11 protein-coding genes and 3 riboswitches are annotated in these 17,086 nt (G+C 35.6%); of the genes, 9 read left to right on the top strand and 2 right to left on the bottom strand.

Features of this window, described 5'->3' with window-relative positions:
- Window positions 1-160 precede the first annotated feature (160 nt).
- Window positions 161-270: riboswitch (TPP riboswitch) on the top strand.
- A gap of 72 nt (window positions 271-342) precedes the next feature.
- Together thiM and thiE are read left to right on the top strand one after the other, a co-directional pair.
- Window positions 343-1,152 (top strand): hydroxyethylthiazole kinase, encoded by an 810-nt coding sequence (gene thiM, locus DET63_RS23390; RefSeq protein ID WP_113937994.1) that lies wholly within the window; start codon window positions 343-345, stop codon window positions 1,150-1,152.
- A 13-nt stretch (window positions 1,153-1,165) separates the two neighbouring features.
- Window positions 1,166-1,825 carry a thiamine phosphate synthase gene (thiE, locus tag DET63_RS23385; protein ID WP_113937993.1) on the top strand — a complete coding sequence of 220 codons (660 nt, stop codon included), beginning with the start codon at window positions 1,166-1,168 and terminating at the stop codon, window positions 1,823-1,825.
- A 117-nt stretch (window positions 1,826-1,942) separates the two neighbouring features.
- On the opposite strand, the gene DET63_RS23380 is transcribed toward thiE, so the two are convergent.
- Complete coding sequence (locus DET63_RS23380; protein ID WP_113937992.1) at window positions 1,943-3,256, bottom strand: anaerobic C4-dicarboxylate transporter family protein; 1,314 nt, start codon at window positions 3,254-3,256, stop codon at window positions 1,943-1,945.
- Between the two features lie 282 nt (window positions 3,257-3,538).
- Window positions 3,539-3,623: riboswitch (cyclic di-GMP riboswitch) on the top strand.
- A gap of 140 nt (window positions 3,624-3,763) precedes the next feature.
- On the opposite strand from DET63_RS23380, the gene DET63_RS23375 reads away from it, so the two are divergent.
- The 7 genes from DET63_RS23375 to DET63_RS23345 all read left to right on the top strand — a co-directional run bounded on the left by DET63_RS23375 (window position 3,764) and on the right by DET63_RS23345 (window position 14,269).
- Window positions 3,764-5,506, top strand: a complete 1,743-nt coding sequence (locus DET63_RS23375; RefSeq protein WP_113937991.1) for a methyl-accepting chemotaxis protein — start codon at window positions 3,764-3,766, stop codon at window positions 5,504-5,506.
- A 141-nt stretch (window positions 5,507-5,647) separates the two neighbouring features.
- Window positions 5,648-9,229 (top strand): non-ribosomal peptide synthetase family protein, encoded by a 3,582-nt coding sequence (locus tag DET63_RS23370; protein ID WP_113937990.1) that lies wholly within the window; start codon window positions 5,648-5,650, stop codon window positions 9,227-9,229.
- 51 nt (window positions 9,230-9,280) lie between these two features.
- A riboswitch (TPP riboswitch) is annotated at window positions 9,281-9,382 on the top strand.
- Between the two features lie 102 nt (window positions 9,383-9,484).
- A complete protein-coding gene (locus DET63_RS23365) occupies window positions 9,485-9,805 on the top strand; it encodes an MTH1187 family thiamine-binding protein (RefSeq protein WP_000082898.1) in 321 nt (106 codons plus the stop codon).
- The gene (locus tag DET63_RS23360) at window positions 9,777-10,550 is read left to right on the top strand and encodes an ABC transporter permease (protein WP_113937989.1); all 774 of its coding nucleotides are present in this window, start codon (window positions 9,777-9,779) and stop codon (window positions 10,548-10,550) included. The genes DET63_RS23365 and DET63_RS23360 overlap by 29 nt, the downstream gene beginning before the upstream one ends.
- Complete coding sequence (locus DET63_RS23355) at window positions 10,547-11,545, top strand: ABC transporter substrate-binding protein (RefSeq protein ID WP_002124979.1); 999 nt, start codon at window positions 10,547-10,549, stop codon at window positions 11,543-11,545. Before DET63_RS23360 ends, DET63_RS23355 begins: the two co-directional genes overlap by 4 nt.
- Window positions 11,542-12,291 carry an ABC transporter ATP-binding protein gene (locus tag DET63_RS23350; RefSeq protein ID WP_002139487.1) on the top strand — a complete coding sequence of 250 codons (750 nt, stop codon included), beginning with the start codon at window positions 11,542-11,544 and terminating at the stop codon, window positions 12,289-12,291. The genes DET63_RS23355 and DET63_RS23350 overlap by 4 nt, the downstream gene beginning before the upstream one ends.
- Before the next feature lie 445 nt (window positions 12,292-12,736).
- Window positions 12,737-14,269 carry an ABC-F family ATP-binding cassette domain-containing protein gene (locus tag DET63_RS23345; protein ID WP_113937988.1) on the top strand — a complete coding sequence of 511 codons (1,533 nt, stop codon included), beginning with the start codon at window positions 12,737-12,739 and terminating at the stop codon, window positions 14,267-14,269.
- A 473-nt stretch (window positions 14,270-14,742) separates the two neighbouring features.
- On the opposite strand, the gene DET63_RS23340 is transcribed toward DET63_RS23345, so the two are convergent.
- Entirely contained in the window at window positions 14,743-16,767 is a 2,025-nt protein-coding gene (locus DET63_RS23340) for a glycosyl hydrolase family 18 protein (protein WP_113937987.1), read from the bottom strand.
- Between the last annotated feature and the right edge of the window lie 319 nt (window positions 16,768-17,086).

Genomic DNA, 17,086 nt, shown 5'->3' with positions numbered 1-17,086 from the left:
CTGACGGTTTGAGTTATTTGTGGTGAAATATACGTGTGAGAGTTTTACTTATATAAAGGCGAAGAATGGTTGAACCAGGAGAGTTATGATCTCTATCATTTTATAAAAGTAAAGAACTTGTTATTTTACTAGAATAAGAGTAGACTTTGAAGTAGATGAATAATAAACACATGGGAGTTTGTGGATGCAAACTGAGAGTATGACTAATCCGTCATTGACCATTTGAACCTGTTGGATAATGCCAGCGTAGGGAGAGTGTAAAAGCACATGTTCAGGCACTTTGCGTACGCGCAAAGTGCCTTTTTGTGTATCTCCCATCATTAAAGTTAGGAGATGAAAAGGATGAATATGAAAGAAATTAGTAAAGTAGTGGATTTGGTGAGAGAGTCTAATCCACTCGTGCATAATATTACAAATGCTGTTGTAACAAATTTTACAGCAAACGGTTTGTTAGCATTAGGAGCATCACCTGTAATGGCGTATGCAAAAGAAGAAGTAGCAGAAATGGCTAGCATTGCGGGAGCCCTTGTTTTAAATATGGGTACACTTCGTCCTGAAGAGGTAGAAGCGATGTTACTTGCTGGTAAATCAGCAAATACGAATGATGTACCAGTATTGTTTGATCCAGTTGGGGCAGGAGCAACTTCTTATCGAACAGAAGTCGCGAGATATATTCCAGCTGAAATCGATTTAGCTGTTATTCGCGGAAATGCAGCTGAAATAGCTAACGTTATTAATGAAAAATGGGAAATTAAAGGTGTAGATGCTGGTACTGGAAACGGTAATGTTGTAAATATTGCAAAACAGGCAGCGGATGAATTAAATACAGTTGCGGTAATTACTGGAGAAGAAGATGTTGTTACAGATGGAGAGCGAACTATTCTTATTCGAAATGGCCATCCTATTTTAACGAAAGTTACTGGAACAGGTTGTTTACTAACTTCTGTAATAGGAGCATTTGTAGCGGTAGAAAAGGATTATGTAAAGGCAGCAGTAGCCGCATTAACATTCTATGGAGTAGCAGCAGAAATAGCGGCTTCGAAAACAGTAGAGAATGGACCAGGAAGCTTTCAAATTGAATTTTTAAATCAGTTAGCGAATACAACTTCAGATGATATTGAGAAGTATGGAAAGATTGAGGTTATACAGTAAGGAGGGGAACTAGATGTCGCGCATTACAATGGATGAAATGTCTAGGTTATTACGAGTATATTTTATTATGGGAAGTAACAATTGTACGAAGGAGCGACTACAAGTATTGAGAGATGCACTTGAAGGCGGTATAACAATTTTTCAATTTCGTGAAAAGGGGGAAGGGGCTTTAACGGGAGAGAAACGTATTGATTTTGCGAAAGAACTGCAAGCGCTTTGCAAGGAGTACGATGTACCATTCATCGTAAATGATGATGTGGAACTAGCCCTCGAGTTAGATGCAGATGGCGTGCATGTTGGACAAGATGATGAAGGAATTACATCTGTTCGTAAAAAAATGGGAGATAAAATTATTGGAGTATCTACACATACAATTGAAGAAGCACGCTGGGCGATTGAAAATGGAGCCGATTATTTAGGAGTTGGTCCAATTTTTCCGACGAGTACGAAAAAAGATACAAAAGCGGTTCAAGGAACGAAAGGTCTAAAGTATTTTAGGGAACAAGAGATTACAATACCGATCGTTGGGATTGGTGGGATTACAATTGAAAATACAGCTTCTGTTATAGAAGCGGGTGCGGATGGTGTTTCAGTTATTTCAGCGATTAGCTTAGCGGAATCTGCGTATGAAAGTACGAAGAAATTAGTTGAGGAAGTAAATAAGAGTTTGTAGAAAAAGCCCATGTAATATTTTAAATGCTATATGGAGGAATAGACTGCCAAAAAAGTTTAAACAAACGTTTGATTAAAAAAGCACAAACCTTTTTAAATAAAGGTTTGTGCTTTTTCTTTAAAACATAATTGAAATTAAGAGCATTCCAATTCCAATAGAAGTAAAGGTTGCGATCAGGCCCGGAATCATAAAGCTATGATTTAAAACATATTTACCAATTCCTGTTGTACCAGTACGGTCAAAGTTAATTGCAGCAACGATTGTCCCGTAGTTTGGAATGAAGAAATATCCATTTACTGCAGGGAACATCGCAATAAGTAATGCCGGCGGAATACCAAGTGATAGTCCAAGTGGCACTAAAGCACGAACTGTTGCTGCTTGGCTATACAGTAAAATAGATAGAATGAATAGTGCAATAGCAAATAACCATGGTGTACTTGTCACTAAGTGTTGAATTGATCCTTGAATTATATTTAAGTTTCCGTTGAAGAAAGTATCTCCCATCCAAGCGATACCAAAAATAGCAACAACTGCTGTTGCGCCTGCTTTAAAGACGTTACCAGTTACAATGCTTTCCACATTTGGTTTACAGAAAATAATAATAAGAGCAGCAATGGTTAACATGACCATTTCAATTGTGTTTGGCATGGAAAGACGAGCTAATTTCCCGTCAACCATCCATCCCGGACGAAGGGCTTCAAATGAACCAAGAAGTACGACAAGGAAAGTTCCTACTAGGAAAAGGATAACTGATAATTTAGCGCCTTTTACACCCGAAAATTCTTTTTTCTCTTCAAGTTTAGGGATCATTCCCTCTTTTAATCGCTTCAAGTATTCAGGGTCTTCATTTAATTCTTTTCCCATTTTACTAGCAACGAATGCAGCTACCATACAAGCAATAAAAGTAGAAGGGATACTGACTTTTAAAATATCTAACAAGGTGATTTTATAGTCGGCTAACATTGCTAAAAGCGCAACTGTTGCAGCCGATATTGGACTAGCTGTAATTGCCTGCTGGGAAGCGATAACGGCAATTGACATTGGTCGTTCAGGTCTAATTCCTGATTCGCGAGATACTTCGGCGATAACGGGAAGTACAGAATAAGCGACATGACCAGTTCCCGCGCATAGCGTGAATAAATAAGTAACAATAGGAGCAAAAAATGTAATACGCTTTGGATTTTTTCGTAATGCTTTCTCAGCAAGGTAGACAAGGTAATCCATTCCTCCAGCAGCTTGCAAAGCACCGGCAGCTGTAATTACTGCTAAAATCATAAGCATTACATCAATAGGAGGAGCTGTAGGTTGTAAGTGGAAGACGAAAACAAGTATTGCCATACCAACGCCACCCATTACTCCTAGACCAACTCCGCCTAGGCGTGCACCGATAAAAATGCAGAGTAGTAACGTAAGAAATTGTAGCCAAAACATGATAAACTACCTCCGAAATTCGTAAGTTAAGATATATTCGAATAATTTAATTTGAATGAAAATTAAATAAACATCCGTAATAGTCCTTATTTTATATACATTTTTTATTATATAACACAAGAAATGTAACATTCACGTACTTTGTTAAATTATTTCGAAAAAATAATCCGTTAAAACTTTATATTTATATGTACAAATGGGTGGACATTTTAATTTTTATGTTGTAATCTTTGAAAGAGAATATTGTAATTCTCATAGAACTCCCATATCGTTCAACTCGTTCAGCGAGAAAGGCAAACTTATGGAAACATGAGGACGCAAAACTACAGGAGCTAAGGTCGAAAGGCTATGCTAGCCAGTTACCGGACGGATAGGGTTGGTCTTGGCCAATGTTTTTACATTGGTCTTTTTTTATTCTCGAACATATTGAGAATCATTTTCAAGCAAAATATTCTTATATTTTGTTTTTTTGCTTTTAATTTTGATAATTAAGGAAGGTGAATATTAGTGAAAAAGTATTGGCATAAGTTATCATTTCTTCAAAAGAACGTCCTATTAACTGTCTTAGTTATTTTGACGCTTGTTGGAAGTATGGGGGCATTAAGCTTCAACATGTTTCAAAATAGTATGATGTCTTTATTTGAAAGACAGTCTATTGAAACGGGAGAGATAGTGCTAAAAAAACTGGATGTAGAATTAGTTAGAGACATGACGAAAGATCCTACAGCCGAAAGAGTGAAAAAAGAAAAGTTAACAGAGCAATTAGATGAAGTGTCAAAAGAGTTGAAAAGTGTTGGACAAACGTATGTTACAGGAGCAAAAGCGAATGAAAAGCGAGAGCTACAACTCGTTGGTTTGACTACAGAGTTAACAAATGCAGTCCCTGTAAAGCCGGGAGATTATTATGAACAACCCGCTCATTGGATGAATGCATACGATAAAGTGATGGATACGAAAAAGGCTCAGATGACAGAAGTATATGAAGATGAATTAGGTTCGTGGGTGACAATATTAGAGCCAATTACAGATGGAGAAAACAATATTGTTGCAATTGTTGCGGCTGACTTAGACGCTTCTATCGTTCCTAGTACAAAGAAGAATTTTGTGCTACAGGGTATACTCTTTATTATTATTTCATTAGCAATTGCAACTATTACTCAATTCTTTATCGTACGTCACTCGTTAGCTCCATTAAAAGATTTACGAGAGGGATTACGTAAGATTGGTGAAGGTGATTTAAGTATTAAATTAAAAGAAAGACCAGATGATATTGGAATTATTAATGTATATTTCAATAATACGATTGATAAATTTAAAGGAATTATAGATAAAGTAAGGCAGACTGCTGAGCAAGTTTCTTCTTCTTCACAAGAATTGTCGGCAAGTACAGAGGAAAACAGTATGGCAGTTCAAGAGATTGCAAGTTCTATTGAAGGTTTAAGAGTAGGAGCGCAATCTCAAGAAACTTCAGTACAACAATGCCTAGGAATTGTACATGGAATGGAAAATAAGGTAGAAGAGATAACTGGGGCCGCGAAACAAGTTGCAGTTGCTTCAGAAGGTATGGAGCAACATTCAATTGAAGGTAATGAAGTCATTGGACAAATTATTAATCAAATGAGTTTAATCCAAAATGCAGTACAAGATTTATCTTCTATCATCTATTCGTTAGAAACAAGGTCAAAAGAAATTAGTGATATTGTAACTGTAATTACAGGTATTTCAAATCAAACAAATTTATTAGCCTTAAATGCTTCTATTGAAGCTTCACGTGCTGGAGCAGCTGGAAGAGGGTTTGCAGTTGTTGCTGATGAAGTGCGCAAATTAGCAGAACAAACTGAAACGTCAGCGAAAGATATAGCGAAATTAATTAGTGAAACGCAGGCTGAAACAGAAGAGGCTGTAGTTTCAATGCAGAAAGGTTCAAAAGAAGTAGAATCTGGAATTACTCTTGTTCAAAGTAGTGGTGCGTTCTTCGAGAAAATTTCAAAGTCAGCACAGTCTGTTACAGATCAAGTTAGGGCTGTTTCTAGCAACTCAGGTGATATTTTACAAAATAGCCAGAATATCGTTCTAGTCGTAAATGAATTATCACATATTGCGAATACTTATGCGAATAGCAGTAGTAATGTTGAAGAAAGTATGAAGGAGCAAGAAATATCAGTACAAGATATTGCAGAATTGGCGACTTCTTTAAGTTGGCTTTCTCAGGAATTACAAGAGCTAATTGGTGAGTTTAAAAGTGAATAAGGAGAAAGTGAAATTCTAATCAGGGGTTGGTTTATCCAGCCCTCTGATTATGAATTGAACCAATCTGCCTGTAAATACGGGATGAAAAAAGGTGTGGATTTTCACACCTTTATTATATTTAGGAAAGGAATTTACATAAATATGAAATTAACGATTTCTTATAATGAGATGGTAAAAGAATTTTTAGGAAAAGTAGAAGGAAGTATTAAAATACCTAAAGATGCGCAGGAGATGGAGTTTAGAATAAAAGGAAAAACTATGCCATTCCCAAAACTGACTCATATTGTAGATTTAATAGGAGCAACTGCAACGTGGTTATATCATATTTCTAAAGAAAAGCACATTATCGTGCTCTATCATACAAGAGGAAGTTTATTTCCTATTACTATTGAAGTTTCTAATTATCTCTCCTATGAAAGTTTGAATTTGCAGATTGTAGAGCAAGTGGAACAAATCCAAGAAATGAATGAGGAAGAAATAGGAGAGTTTCAAAACAGTAATAATTCATCTGAAATTTCACCTATTATTATTGGTGAAACGTATTATGATTTACAAGACAAGAATACGTTACAATTTGTATTGAATAAAAATATGCAAAGTGTAGAAGTGATATTTAATAGTGTTAATTGGAAAGAGACAACAATTATTCGTTATGCACAACAAATAAATGGTGTTTTAATTGATGCATTACAAAATACAAGTAAGTATATAAAGCATTTTAATATTATTACAGAGGCCGAGATGGCACTTTATAATCTAGTGAATGACACGACAGCAGTATACCCTGAGAAAAGTATTGTCGATATGTTCTACAAAACTGTTACTCAATTTCCGAATTGTACAGCTTTATCTTCAAAAGAGGGTACTTTAACATATGAGGAACTAAATAAAAAAAGTAATCAAATAGCCCATCTGTTAATTAAGAACGGTGTGCAGTTAGGCGACTATGTTGGAATATTTATGAAACGTAGCATAGACACAGTAGTAAGTATGGTGGCCATATTGAAAGCTGGTGCAGCGTATGTTCCAATTGATCCAGATTATCCAGAAGATAGAATTCAGTACATTATTCAAGATAGCCAAGCGAAAGTTATTTTAATGAAAGAAACACCTATAACATGTGATGAGGTTCAAACTGTCTCAATTTATGATAGTGAAACTTGTGAGGCTACAGATGTAAAGTTGTCTATTCATTGTGATGATGTAGCATATATGATCTATACATCTGGTTCAACAGGAAATCCAAAGGGAACGATGTTAGCACATAGAGGTGTTATTAACCTGTACACTTGGATGCAAAGGCAATATGAATTGACAGAAGAAGATGTATTTGCACAATTTCCTTCCTTTAGCTTTGATGCTTCTGTATGGGAGTCATTCGCTTCTTTATTTTGCGGAGGAAACTTGTATGTATTATTAGAGGAAGAGCGATTGTCTGTAGAAGCATTTGCAACTGCAATCCATAAAGTAAAAGCGAATTCAATCTTGGCGTTGCCGACAATTTTTGTTCGACAAGTAGCAACTTATTTAGCAAAAGAAGATGTATATAAGCTAGCTTCCTTAAAAAGAATTGCTATTGGCGGTGAAATGTTGCCTGTAGAGGTTATTAAAATGTGGAGAGAAAGAATAGGTACAAATGTTGAAATTCATAATGTATACGGACCAACAGAATGTACTGTAGTGACGACAACCTATCAAATACCTAGTCAGTTGAATGAGGATGATGCGAGTATCCCAATTGGTAAGCCATGTGCTAATTATCAAGTTATAATTTTGGATGAGAATATGAATCTTTGTCCAATTGGTGTACCTGGTGAATTGTATATAGATTCAGTAGGATTAGCAAAGGGGTATTTTAATAAGCCTGAAAAAACAGTTGAAGCTTTTATTCCAAACCCTTTTAATCCTATAGTCAATATATATAAAACAGGTGATATTGTTAAACTATTAGAAGATGGAAATATAGAGTTTTTACATCGGAAAGATGATCAAGTAAAGATTAGAGGACATCGTATTGAATTAGGAGAAATTCAAAGTAAAATTTCTCAAGATCATAATATAAAAGAAAATGCTGTTTTTGCTAAGAAGAGTAAGGAAGGTAGCCAATATTTAATTGCATTCTATACAACTTTAAACAAAAAGGAAATACCAGAATTAGTTTATCAGCTACAAGAGCAGTTACCGGATTATATGGTGCCATCTAAACTAATTTATATTAATGAACTACCACTTACACCAAATAAAAAGATTGATGTTAAGAAGTTAGCCCAGTTAGAAGAAAAGTACGAGCCGATTCGTCTACAAGAATATGTTGCGCCTTCTACTAAAGCAGAAAAACAGATAGCGAACGCTTGGGCGGAGGTATTAGGGGTTTCAAAAATTGGAGTGCATGATGATTTCTTTACAATTGGTGGACATTCATTGAAGGTATTACGAGTCTTAACATTGTTAAAAGAAGATTTTTCACACTTAACAATTCAGGATTTCTTTAAAGAAAGAACGATATATGGATTAGCTAGAATTGAGAGAGAAGTAAAAGTAGAGACAGAAGAAGTATTCCGTGAATATAAGGTGATTCATGAACCGGATACCATTACTTATTCAAATGCTTTGGAAGACATCCACATTTCAAATGTCTTTTTAACAGGAGCTACTGGTTATTTGGGGTCGCACATATTATATGAATTACTGAGAGATACATCTGCTACTATTTATTGTTTAGTAAGGCCGACAAAAGATGTGCAGCAAAGAATTATCGATACATTAGCAAGTTACTTTAATGATATATGTGAAGAGTGGTTACAGCGTATACAGGCTGTACCTGGTGATCTCGGAGAAGAGTATCTTGGGATGAGCGAAGAGGAATTCACTTTAATTAGTTCCAAGATTGATACGGTAATTCATTGTGGTGCAGATGTAAGACATTTTGGAGATGTAAAACAATTTGAAAATGTGAATGTCCAAGGCACGGGCCGTATGCTAGCATTAGCTGAGAATGGTGCTACATTCCACTTTATTTCTACAATTGGTATTCCAATAGATTTAGCGGTAGAGCAATGGGATACATATATGGAAACAGGTGATTTCAATTATAATGTAGAGTTAGAGAATGTGTATTCCGATAGTAAACTACAGGCGGAAAATCTTGTTCGTGAAGCTTTGAAGAGCGGCATACAAGGGAATATTTATCGTGCAGGTAACCTAGCATGTCATTCAGAAACGGGTTCGTTCCAACAAAACATTGAAGGAAATGCATTTTATCGTCTTATTAAAACGATGCTTCTAATTGGAAAGGCACCAAATGTGAAGTGGAAGGTTGATTTTACACCAATTGACTTTGCCAGTAAGTCGATTGTATCGTATTTACAAGATCAAAAAATTGTAGGAGAGACGTTACATATTTGTCATCCACATCAAATTGAATTTGAACATTTTATAAAGCTAATTGAGGAATGTGGATACAATCTTGAAATGGTTCCACTCTCGCAATATATAAATAGGGGGCTTATATTAGCGAAGGAAGATGAAGTAATAGCAGAGCTAATTGCTTCTCAAGTTGCAGGAGATGGAGCACAGCAATCTGAAATTGTAATGGGTACTCGTAGAACGAATGAATGGATTAAGAAAAAAGAACTGGTAGTGCCAGCGATTAATAAAGAATTTATTCAGCAATTATTAGCTCATGGTGAAGAAGTTGGATATTTTCCGAAAATAATGAAATGATATGTACGCTTTTGTTTGTTCAATAAAATAAATCATGCTACAATGAAAACGAATTAAGAACCGGGGAGCCAATTGGCTGAGAGGATGTAAGTATACATCGACCCTCAACCTGATCTGGATAATGCCAGCGTAGGGAGTTACTTTAAAGTGATGTAGCATAAGTTATTATAGAATAACTTGTATACAAGGCTTTCCTACATGGTAGGAAAGCCTTTTCTTTTTTTTGAAACCATATTTTGTAAGGGGGATTTTATTATGTCACAACAAGTTACAATTTCATTTTCAGTAGTACCACAAGCGAAGAACAAAGATGTGTATTCCGTTGTTGATAAAGCAATTGAAGTTGTACAACAGTCGGGAGTTCGTTATGAAGTAGGGGCAATGGAAACAACGTTGGAAGGAGAATTAGATGTACTTCTTGACGTCATTAAACGCGCGCAACAAGCTTGCGTCGATGCTGGAGCAGAAGAAGTAATCACTTCTATTAAAATTCACTATCGTCCAAGTACAGGCGTAACGATTGACGAAAAAGTTTGGAAGTACCGTGATGAATATGCAAAACCAGAAGCGATCTAAAATAATCACAACAATTTGGCTTATCCTTCTCATTGCTATATGGGAAGGATCTGTTTCACTATTTAAAATTGAGCCGTGGATTTTACCGAAGCCCTCTGCAATTGTGCAAGAGTTAATTGGAATGAAAGATTTACTATTACCGAATACAGTGCAAACGTTACAGGAAGTAATAATTGGGTTGTTTTTTGCAATTTTACTTGGGACGAGCATTGCTATCATTATGGATGTCATCCCTTTATTTCGGATTTTAATGAATCCGTTGCTCGTTATTTCGCAAACAATTCCAATCGTTGTGCTCGCACCATTATTTATTATTTGGTTTGGATACGGAATGTTGCCAAAAGTAATGGTTGTTATTCTTGTTTGTTTCTTCCCAATTGCGCTTAGCATTTTAGAAGGTTTCCAAACGGTAGATAAAAATATGCTGAAACTGTTACAAACAATGAAGGCAACGAAAGGGCAAGTTTACCAGAAAGTAAAGTTTCCAGCAGTACTCCCATACTTTTTCTCAGGTTTAAAAATTGCTGTTACATATAGTGTGATGGGGGCGATTATTGGGGAATGGCTTGGTGCCAGTGAAGGATTAGGAGTTATGCTTACAAGAGCAACAAAATCCTTTTTAACGGCTCGAGTATTTGGTGTTGCAGCGATTATCGTCATGGTGACATTATGTCTGTACTTTATTGTTGAATTTATGGCAAGAATAACAGCACCATGGATATACAGAAAGGGCGGCAGAAAATGAAAAAAGGTTTAAAAATTATGTTAGCTGCATTATTAGCAGTAACTGTTGCCGGATGTAATCCGGCGAAGAAAGAAGAAAGTTCAAGTAAAGATAAAAAAGTAAAAGTCGTTTTAGATTGGTTTCCAAATACGAATCATACTGGCTTATATGTAGCGCAAACGAAAGATTATTACAAAAAGCAAGGGCTTGATGTAGAAATTATCCAGCCTGGTGATAATGTAACGGCAGAGCAGATGATTGCTTCTGGGAAAGCAGACTTTGCGATAAGCGCACAAGAAAATGTAACATTAGCTCGTGTTGAAGGAATCCCAGTTGTTTCTGTTGGTGCAATTATTCAGCATAATACCTCTGCTTTTGCATCTCTAAAAAAAGATAATATGACGTCACCAAAAGATTTTGAAGGTAAACGTTACGGCGGCTGGGGGGGACCAGCAGAAGAAGCGACGTTAAAGACGATTATGGAGAAACATCAAGCTGATTTTAATAAAGTTGAAAAAATTATTCTTGGACAAACAGATTTCTTTAAATCAATTGGTCGTGATGCAGACTTTGAATGGATTTATTATGGATGGGATGGAATTGAAGCGAAGCGTCAAGGAAAAGAGTTAAATACAATTATGGTAAAAGACTTAGATCCAGCGCTTGATTTCTATAGTCCTGTTATTATTACAAGTGAAAAACATACGAAGCAAGATAAAGATTTTGTGAAAAAATTTATGACGGCAACGACAGAAGGTTATGATTTTGCAATTAAAGAACCGAAAGAAGCTGCGGATATTTTAATTAAAGCTGTTCCAGATGTGAATAAAGAATTAGTACAAGAAAGCCAAAAGTGGTTAAGTACAAAGTATCAAGATGATGCAAAAGCGTGGGGAGTACAGAAGGAAGAGATTTGGACAAATTACATGAATTTCTTATATGACAACAAAGTTATTAAAAAGAAAATCGATGTAAAAGATGCCTTTACAAATGAATTCCTTCCAAGTGAAAAATGAGTGGATTACAAATAAAAGATATTGTAAAAGCTTTCGATGGAAAGAATGTATTAGCAAATATTAGTGCTTCTATACAAGAGGGAGAGTTTGTCTCTTTTGTAGGTCCGAGTGGTTGTGGAAAAAGTACATTATTAAATATGATTGCAAGTGTTGAAGAGCCAACGAGCGGAGAAGTGTTTTATAACGAAGAGTATGTAAAAAAACAAGATGTTGTTAGTTATATGCCGCAACAAGATTTATTACTACCGTGGCGATCGGCTTTGCAAAATATCGTTCTTCCATTGGAAATTGAAGGGAAGCCTAAAAAACAAAGGCTGACAGAAGGAATGGAAGCATTAAAGCAGTTTGAGCTAGATGAATATGCGGACCATTATCCAGATGAGTTATCAGGTGGAATGCGTCAAAGAATTAGTTTCCTTCGCACATATTTATGTGAAAAGCCAATTATGCTACTTGATGAGCCTTTTGGAAAATTAGATGCATTTACAAAAATGGAAGTACATAGTTGGCTCTTAAATTCTTGGCATCAAGAAAAGCAAACAATTGTTATGGTTACACATGACTTAGATGAGGCAATTTTACTTTCTGATCGCGTATTTATTTTATCTCAAAGACCAGCATCAATAGTTGGCGAGGTCCAAGTGGAATTACCTAGGCCGCGAACGATGGATATGTTAACATCTCTTGAGTTAAAGAAGGATAAGGAAGAAATTTTAAGAGTATTGGCTCCTTACATGAAAAAATAGAAAAAAGTCTTTTAACAGTTTTTTGTATAATTGCTGTTAAGAGGCTTTTTTCTATTGAAGGAGAAAGATGAAATCTATAGGGGAAATAGTGGGTTCATTAACATCGGATAAATTGGAAGAAGGAACAAAAGAAAAAGTAGAGAATAGAATATAACAGAGTAGTTTATACTCTTAATATAACAAATGTTAAAGGAGTGAAAGGATAAAATGACTTTATCAACTGTTCTTCAAATGGTTTTAGCTTGATACGGGAGAAGTCTGCCCATTTTTAACAAATAAGCTAAATTGAAGACAGCAGGTAAAGAACCTTAATCCTTTTTTACGATAATATGTAATGGGTAAGGTGTATTCACCTTACCCATTTTTATATGTATAACTAAATAAGGCTTTATACTGTTGTTCTCTCTATTTAGCTTATGGATCATAAGAAAAGGAGAGAAAAAAGATGAGTATATTAACAGTAGAAAATGTAAGTCATTCATATGGTGAGAAAACCATTTTATATAATGCGTGCTTTCGATTATTAAAGGGCGAACATGTTGGGCTAGTAGGGAAAAATGGAATTGGAAAATCCACATTATTACGCTTGTTAACAGGAGAACTTATACATGATGATGGCAACATTGAATGGTTTTCACATGTGAAGATTGGCTTTTTACAACAGCATATAGATTTACAAGAAGGCATAACAATTGAAGAATACTTGCAAAGTGCGTTTTCTAACCTGTATGAGTTGGAACGTGACATGTTAAAACTTACAGAAGAGATGGCTGGAGCAGGAGAAGTAGGAAAATTGTTAGTAAGGTATGGAGAGTTACAAACTATATTGGAGAATTCTAATTTTTATCAAATTCATACAGAAATTGAGGAAGTAGCAACCGGCTTAGGCTTGTTTGAAATAGGATTGGAAAAGGATGTTTCAAAGTTAAGTGGTGGTCAGCGGACAAAGTTGTTACTTGGGAAACTCCTTTTAGAAAAAGCGGATGTTTTATTATTAGATGAGCCAACTAACTATTTAGATACAGCTCATATAGAATGGTTGCAATCGTATTTACAAATGTATGAAAAAGCTTATATTATCATTTCGCATGATGAAATATTTTTGAACAATATTACGAATGTTATTTATCATCTAGAAGAACGAAAGGTTAAGCGCTATGTAGGAGATTATGAAACCTTTTTGCAAAGTTATCAATTACAAAGGAAACAATTACAAGCGGCGTATGCGAAACAACAAAAAGAAATTGCACATTTAGAGGGTTTTATTCAAAAAAATAAAATTCGTAAAGCGAAACAAGCGAAAAGTCGTGAAAAAGTATTAGAGAAAATGAAAAAGGTTGAAAAGGTTAACGATGTACCTCGCGCCCGTTTTGATTTTAATGTTTATACTGAGCCAGTGAGTCGTATATTACAGGTAGAGAAACTGAAAATTGGTTATGGTGAACCGTTATTTCCGGAATTGGATTTTCAAGTGAAAAAAGGGGAAAAGATTGCGATTATTGGTCATAATGGGATTGGAAAAACAACAATGTTAAAAACATTACTAGGACAAATAAAACCGTTAGGCGGCTCAGTTTCTGTTGGGGAACGAGTAAAACCCGCTTATTTTGCACAAGAGGAATTTTCCTCAGAAATAACTGCACTAGAAAGAGTATGGGCAGGGAGACCAGATATGACAAGAAAAGAAATCCGACAAGCATTAGCAAAGTGCGGATTGAAAGAAGAACATGTATTAAAATCTATCCAGTTATTAAGTGGAGGAGAACAAACAAAAGTACGATTATGCGAACTTATCGTAACTAAAAGCAATGTTTTAATTTTAGATGAACCAACTAACCATTTGGATACAGAGACTAAGAAGGCTTTACAGAAAGCGTTAAAACAATATAAAGGTACAGTTTTAATTGTTTCACATGAGCCATCTTTCTATGAAGCATGGATAACGAAAATATGGAATATCGAAAAATGGAACGTTTAACAATACTCACAAAGAAAAGGCATTAGCTTTTATGAGCTAATGCCTTTTCTTTGTGAGTAACATGATTTTCAAGAACTCTTACGTGAGAATTTTAAGAAAAAGAACTCTTATGGTGCGCTTATAAGCGCACCATAAGAGTTCTTTTTCTTTGGTTATATTTATAATAATACTAGATGCCTTTCCCTAATAGGCCACTATCTTTGTATCTATATATAGATAGTTTGAAACGGAATGGAAATGATTCCTATATGTAAAGGATAATGTGATTAGTATGGGAAGACAATAGAACTTAAAGGGAATTCATGTGAAATTCAGATGAACTTCACATAAACTTCATATTAGAAATTAAATATAATTATAATAGGTTATTATAATATAAATTGTGATTTTTCATAAAATTAAAAGTTTGAATTTAGGATAGAGCACTCAAACCTAAATTCAAACTTTAGTGAAATAATTAATGGAGGTTACGTTTAGTTTTCATTAATGGATGCATTTACAAGTTCGGCGGGATTACCTGTTCCTGCCCCTCCGATTGTAACTGATCCACCAGGAGGAATTTCACCATTCCATCCTGCATTCGTAATTACGTAATGATTATTTATTTTACTACTAATTTTAGAATCCCAAACTTGTGTTAAATTGCCGTTATAATCAAATTCTAATTTCCAGTTTTTAATAGGGGTCGTTCCGCTATTTTTAAGTATAATTGAGAAGTTGTAACCACTTCCCCAATTTGAAGTGACTGAAAAGGTAGCATTGCCATTTCCACCAGGAGGTGTTGTGTTAGCATCATCTGTTTTTATAAGAATAGAAGTAGGTTGTGATTTGTTACCAGCAGCATCTTTTGCTAATACTGAAAATGTGTATTCTGTATTAGGTTTCAAGTTTTTAATTGTAATGCTATTTGTTGTTGTACTCCATTTCTCTTCTCCGGCAGTAATTTCATATTCAGTAACGCCTACGTTATCAGTAGATGCAGTCCAGTTTAATTGAACTGAGTTTGAATTTTTATTTGTAACAGTAATATTTTTTACGTTTGTTGGTGGTTCAGTATCTTTTTGAGTAATAGGTCCACCAAGTAATTCTTTTACTAGCGTATCAAGTAATTTTGGTCCACTACAACTATATTTTGGGCTTGTACGGCAATCCCCGCTTAGTTCCCAAAACATTGCGCCACTTAAACCCTTTGTCTTTATATAGTCTGTTTTATATTTCATAGATTCATTGTCATCATAGCTAATAAAGGTTCCTGTAGTCGCATTATATAAATAAGGTACTTTCGCTACATCGTTCCATCCGCGAACAAAACCATTTTTATTCACATAATTAGATGCTAAATCACCATAATCGTACACACCTGTGTCACCGGTAGAATAATCATCCCAAGTGCCTTTAGAAGCGAGCTTTCCGTCACTACCTGGTTTACAAGGTTGGTATTGCCCATTATTTTCTTTTCCGCAACTTTTCCATCCACGTCCGTAAAAAGGTACACCTAATACGAGTTTATCCGCTGGAACCCCTTCATTTGTATAAATGTCTATCGCACCATCTACGTAAAATTTCGTATCCGCTGCGGGGTCATTTGGATCTTTGTATAGTGCAGCATTATGGTTAGAAGTAGCTTCCCACCCACCGTGGAAATCGTATGTCATAATATTAATCCAATCCAGTATTTGAGAAATCTTCTTTAGCTCTGTATGATCCGCATAACGTTGGCTTGCACCTGACGCGATTGTTAGTAAATATTGTTTACCATCTTCTGCACCAGCTTTCGTTAATGCATTTCGAACATCTTGAAGCAGAAGGGTGAAGTTTTGTTTATCTTCAGGACGATAACTACCACCAGGAATCGTTTCAACACCCGGGTATTCCCAGTCTAAATCAACGCCGTCAAATCCATATTCGCGAAGAAAAGCTATTGTAGATTCAGCGAATACTTTTCTTGTTTTTTCATCAGCGGCCATATCAGAAAAGCGGTTAGACCAAGTCCAGCCACCAACTGAAATAATTGTTTTTAAGTGAGGATACTTAGCTTTTAATCGTTTCAGTTCTCCGAAATTTCCACAGCGGGCATATTTATCACAATCTTCCCAAGTTGTACCCGATCCCGGATAAGATTTTGTGACATCAGCCCATGGTTCACCGAGTACGAGAGTGCCATTAGGGACCTCTTTATTTTGCAGTGGTACACCAGATTCTTTACAGTTCCACGTTTGTTTATTTGGATTATCGGGGTGAGTAGAAGGGTTTCCGTGTTTTCCATTCCAGCAAATATCAGCGAAAGCATAGTTTAAATGAGTTAGCTTTGATGCATCAATGTCTGCAACTTGATAATTACGTCCGTAAACGCCCCATGAAGGAAAATACCCAACAATTTTTTGACCTTGCTTTGGTGAATCTGCTAATGCGAAATTTGGAGTAATAAAGTTTGTGAGAAAAAGAGGTAAGAAAAGTAGTAGGGATAGTAATAGTAGCGTGAATTTTTTTGATCTCATAGTCATTTCTCCTTTCAAAATAAAAGATATATTTAAAGGCATGCGCCAATAAACCAAAGTGAATCTAGACGTATGAAACGTCTAGATAAAGTGAAACTTTAATCAGTGGGGGGCTTCATCCCCCACTGATTATTAGTTGAACCAATCGGACTTTAATGGGCAGTTGATCCCCCACCTAACTTCTTTGCTTTCGCTAAATTTTGAGGTGGGGGTCTTACTGCCCATTAAAGCGGGATAAAAATGATCAGACATCACGAAGTCTATACAAGGGAGCTGAGGGTGATTAAATCGTAGCAAATGCAAGATTTGGTGTAAACGC

It is taken from the genome of Bacillus sp. DB-2 (genome assembly GCF_003315125.1).
In the GTDB taxonomy this organism is placed as follows: domain Bacteria; phylum Bacillota; class Bacilli; order Bacillales; family Bacillaceae_G; genus Bacillus_A; species Bacillus_A mycoides.
The sequence above is the reverse complement of the archived record's forward strand: the minus strand, read 5'-3'. Positions and strand labels throughout refer to the sequence as shown.

Bases quoted from the DNA above. Each gene is read 5' to 3' on its own strand.
- thiM (WP_113937994.1), top strand. From the start codon at position 343: ATGAATATGAAAGAAATTAGTAAAGTAGTGGATTTGGTGAGAGAGTCT.
- thiE (WP_113937993.1), top strand. From the start codon at position 1,166: ATGTCGCGCATTACAATGGATGAAATGTCTAGGTTATTACGAGTATAT.
- DET63_RS23380 (WP_113937992.1), bottom strand. From the start codon at position 3,256: ATGTTTTGGCTACAATTTCTTACGTTACTACTCTGCATTTTTATCGGT.
- DET63_RS23370 (WP_113937990.1), top strand. From the start codon at position 5,648: ATGAAATTAACGATTTCTTATAATGAGATGGTAAAAGAATTTTTAGGA.
- DET63_RS23365 (WP_000082898.1), top strand. From the start codon at position 9,485: ATGTCACAACAAGTTACAATTTCATTTTCAGTAGTACCACAAGCGAAG.
- DET63_RS23360 (WP_113937989.1), top strand. From the start codon at position 9,777: ATGAATATGCAAAACCAGAAGCGATCTAAAATAATCACAACAATTTGG.
- DET63_RS23355 (WP_002124979.1), top strand. From the start codon at position 10,547: ATGAAAAAAGGTTTAAAAATTATGTTAGCTGCATTATTAGCAGTAACT.
- DET63_RS23350 (WP_002139487.1), top strand. From the start codon at position 11,542: ATGAGTGGATTACAAATAAAAGATATTGTAAAAGCTTTCGATGGAAAG.
- DET63_RS23345 (WP_113937988.1), top strand. From the start codon at position 12,737: ATGAGTATATTAACAGTAGAAAATGTAAGTCATTCATATGGTGAGAAA.
- DET63_RS23340 (WP_113937987.1), bottom strand. From the start codon at position 16,767: ATGAGATCAAAAAAATTCACGCTACTATTACTATCCCTACTACTTTTC.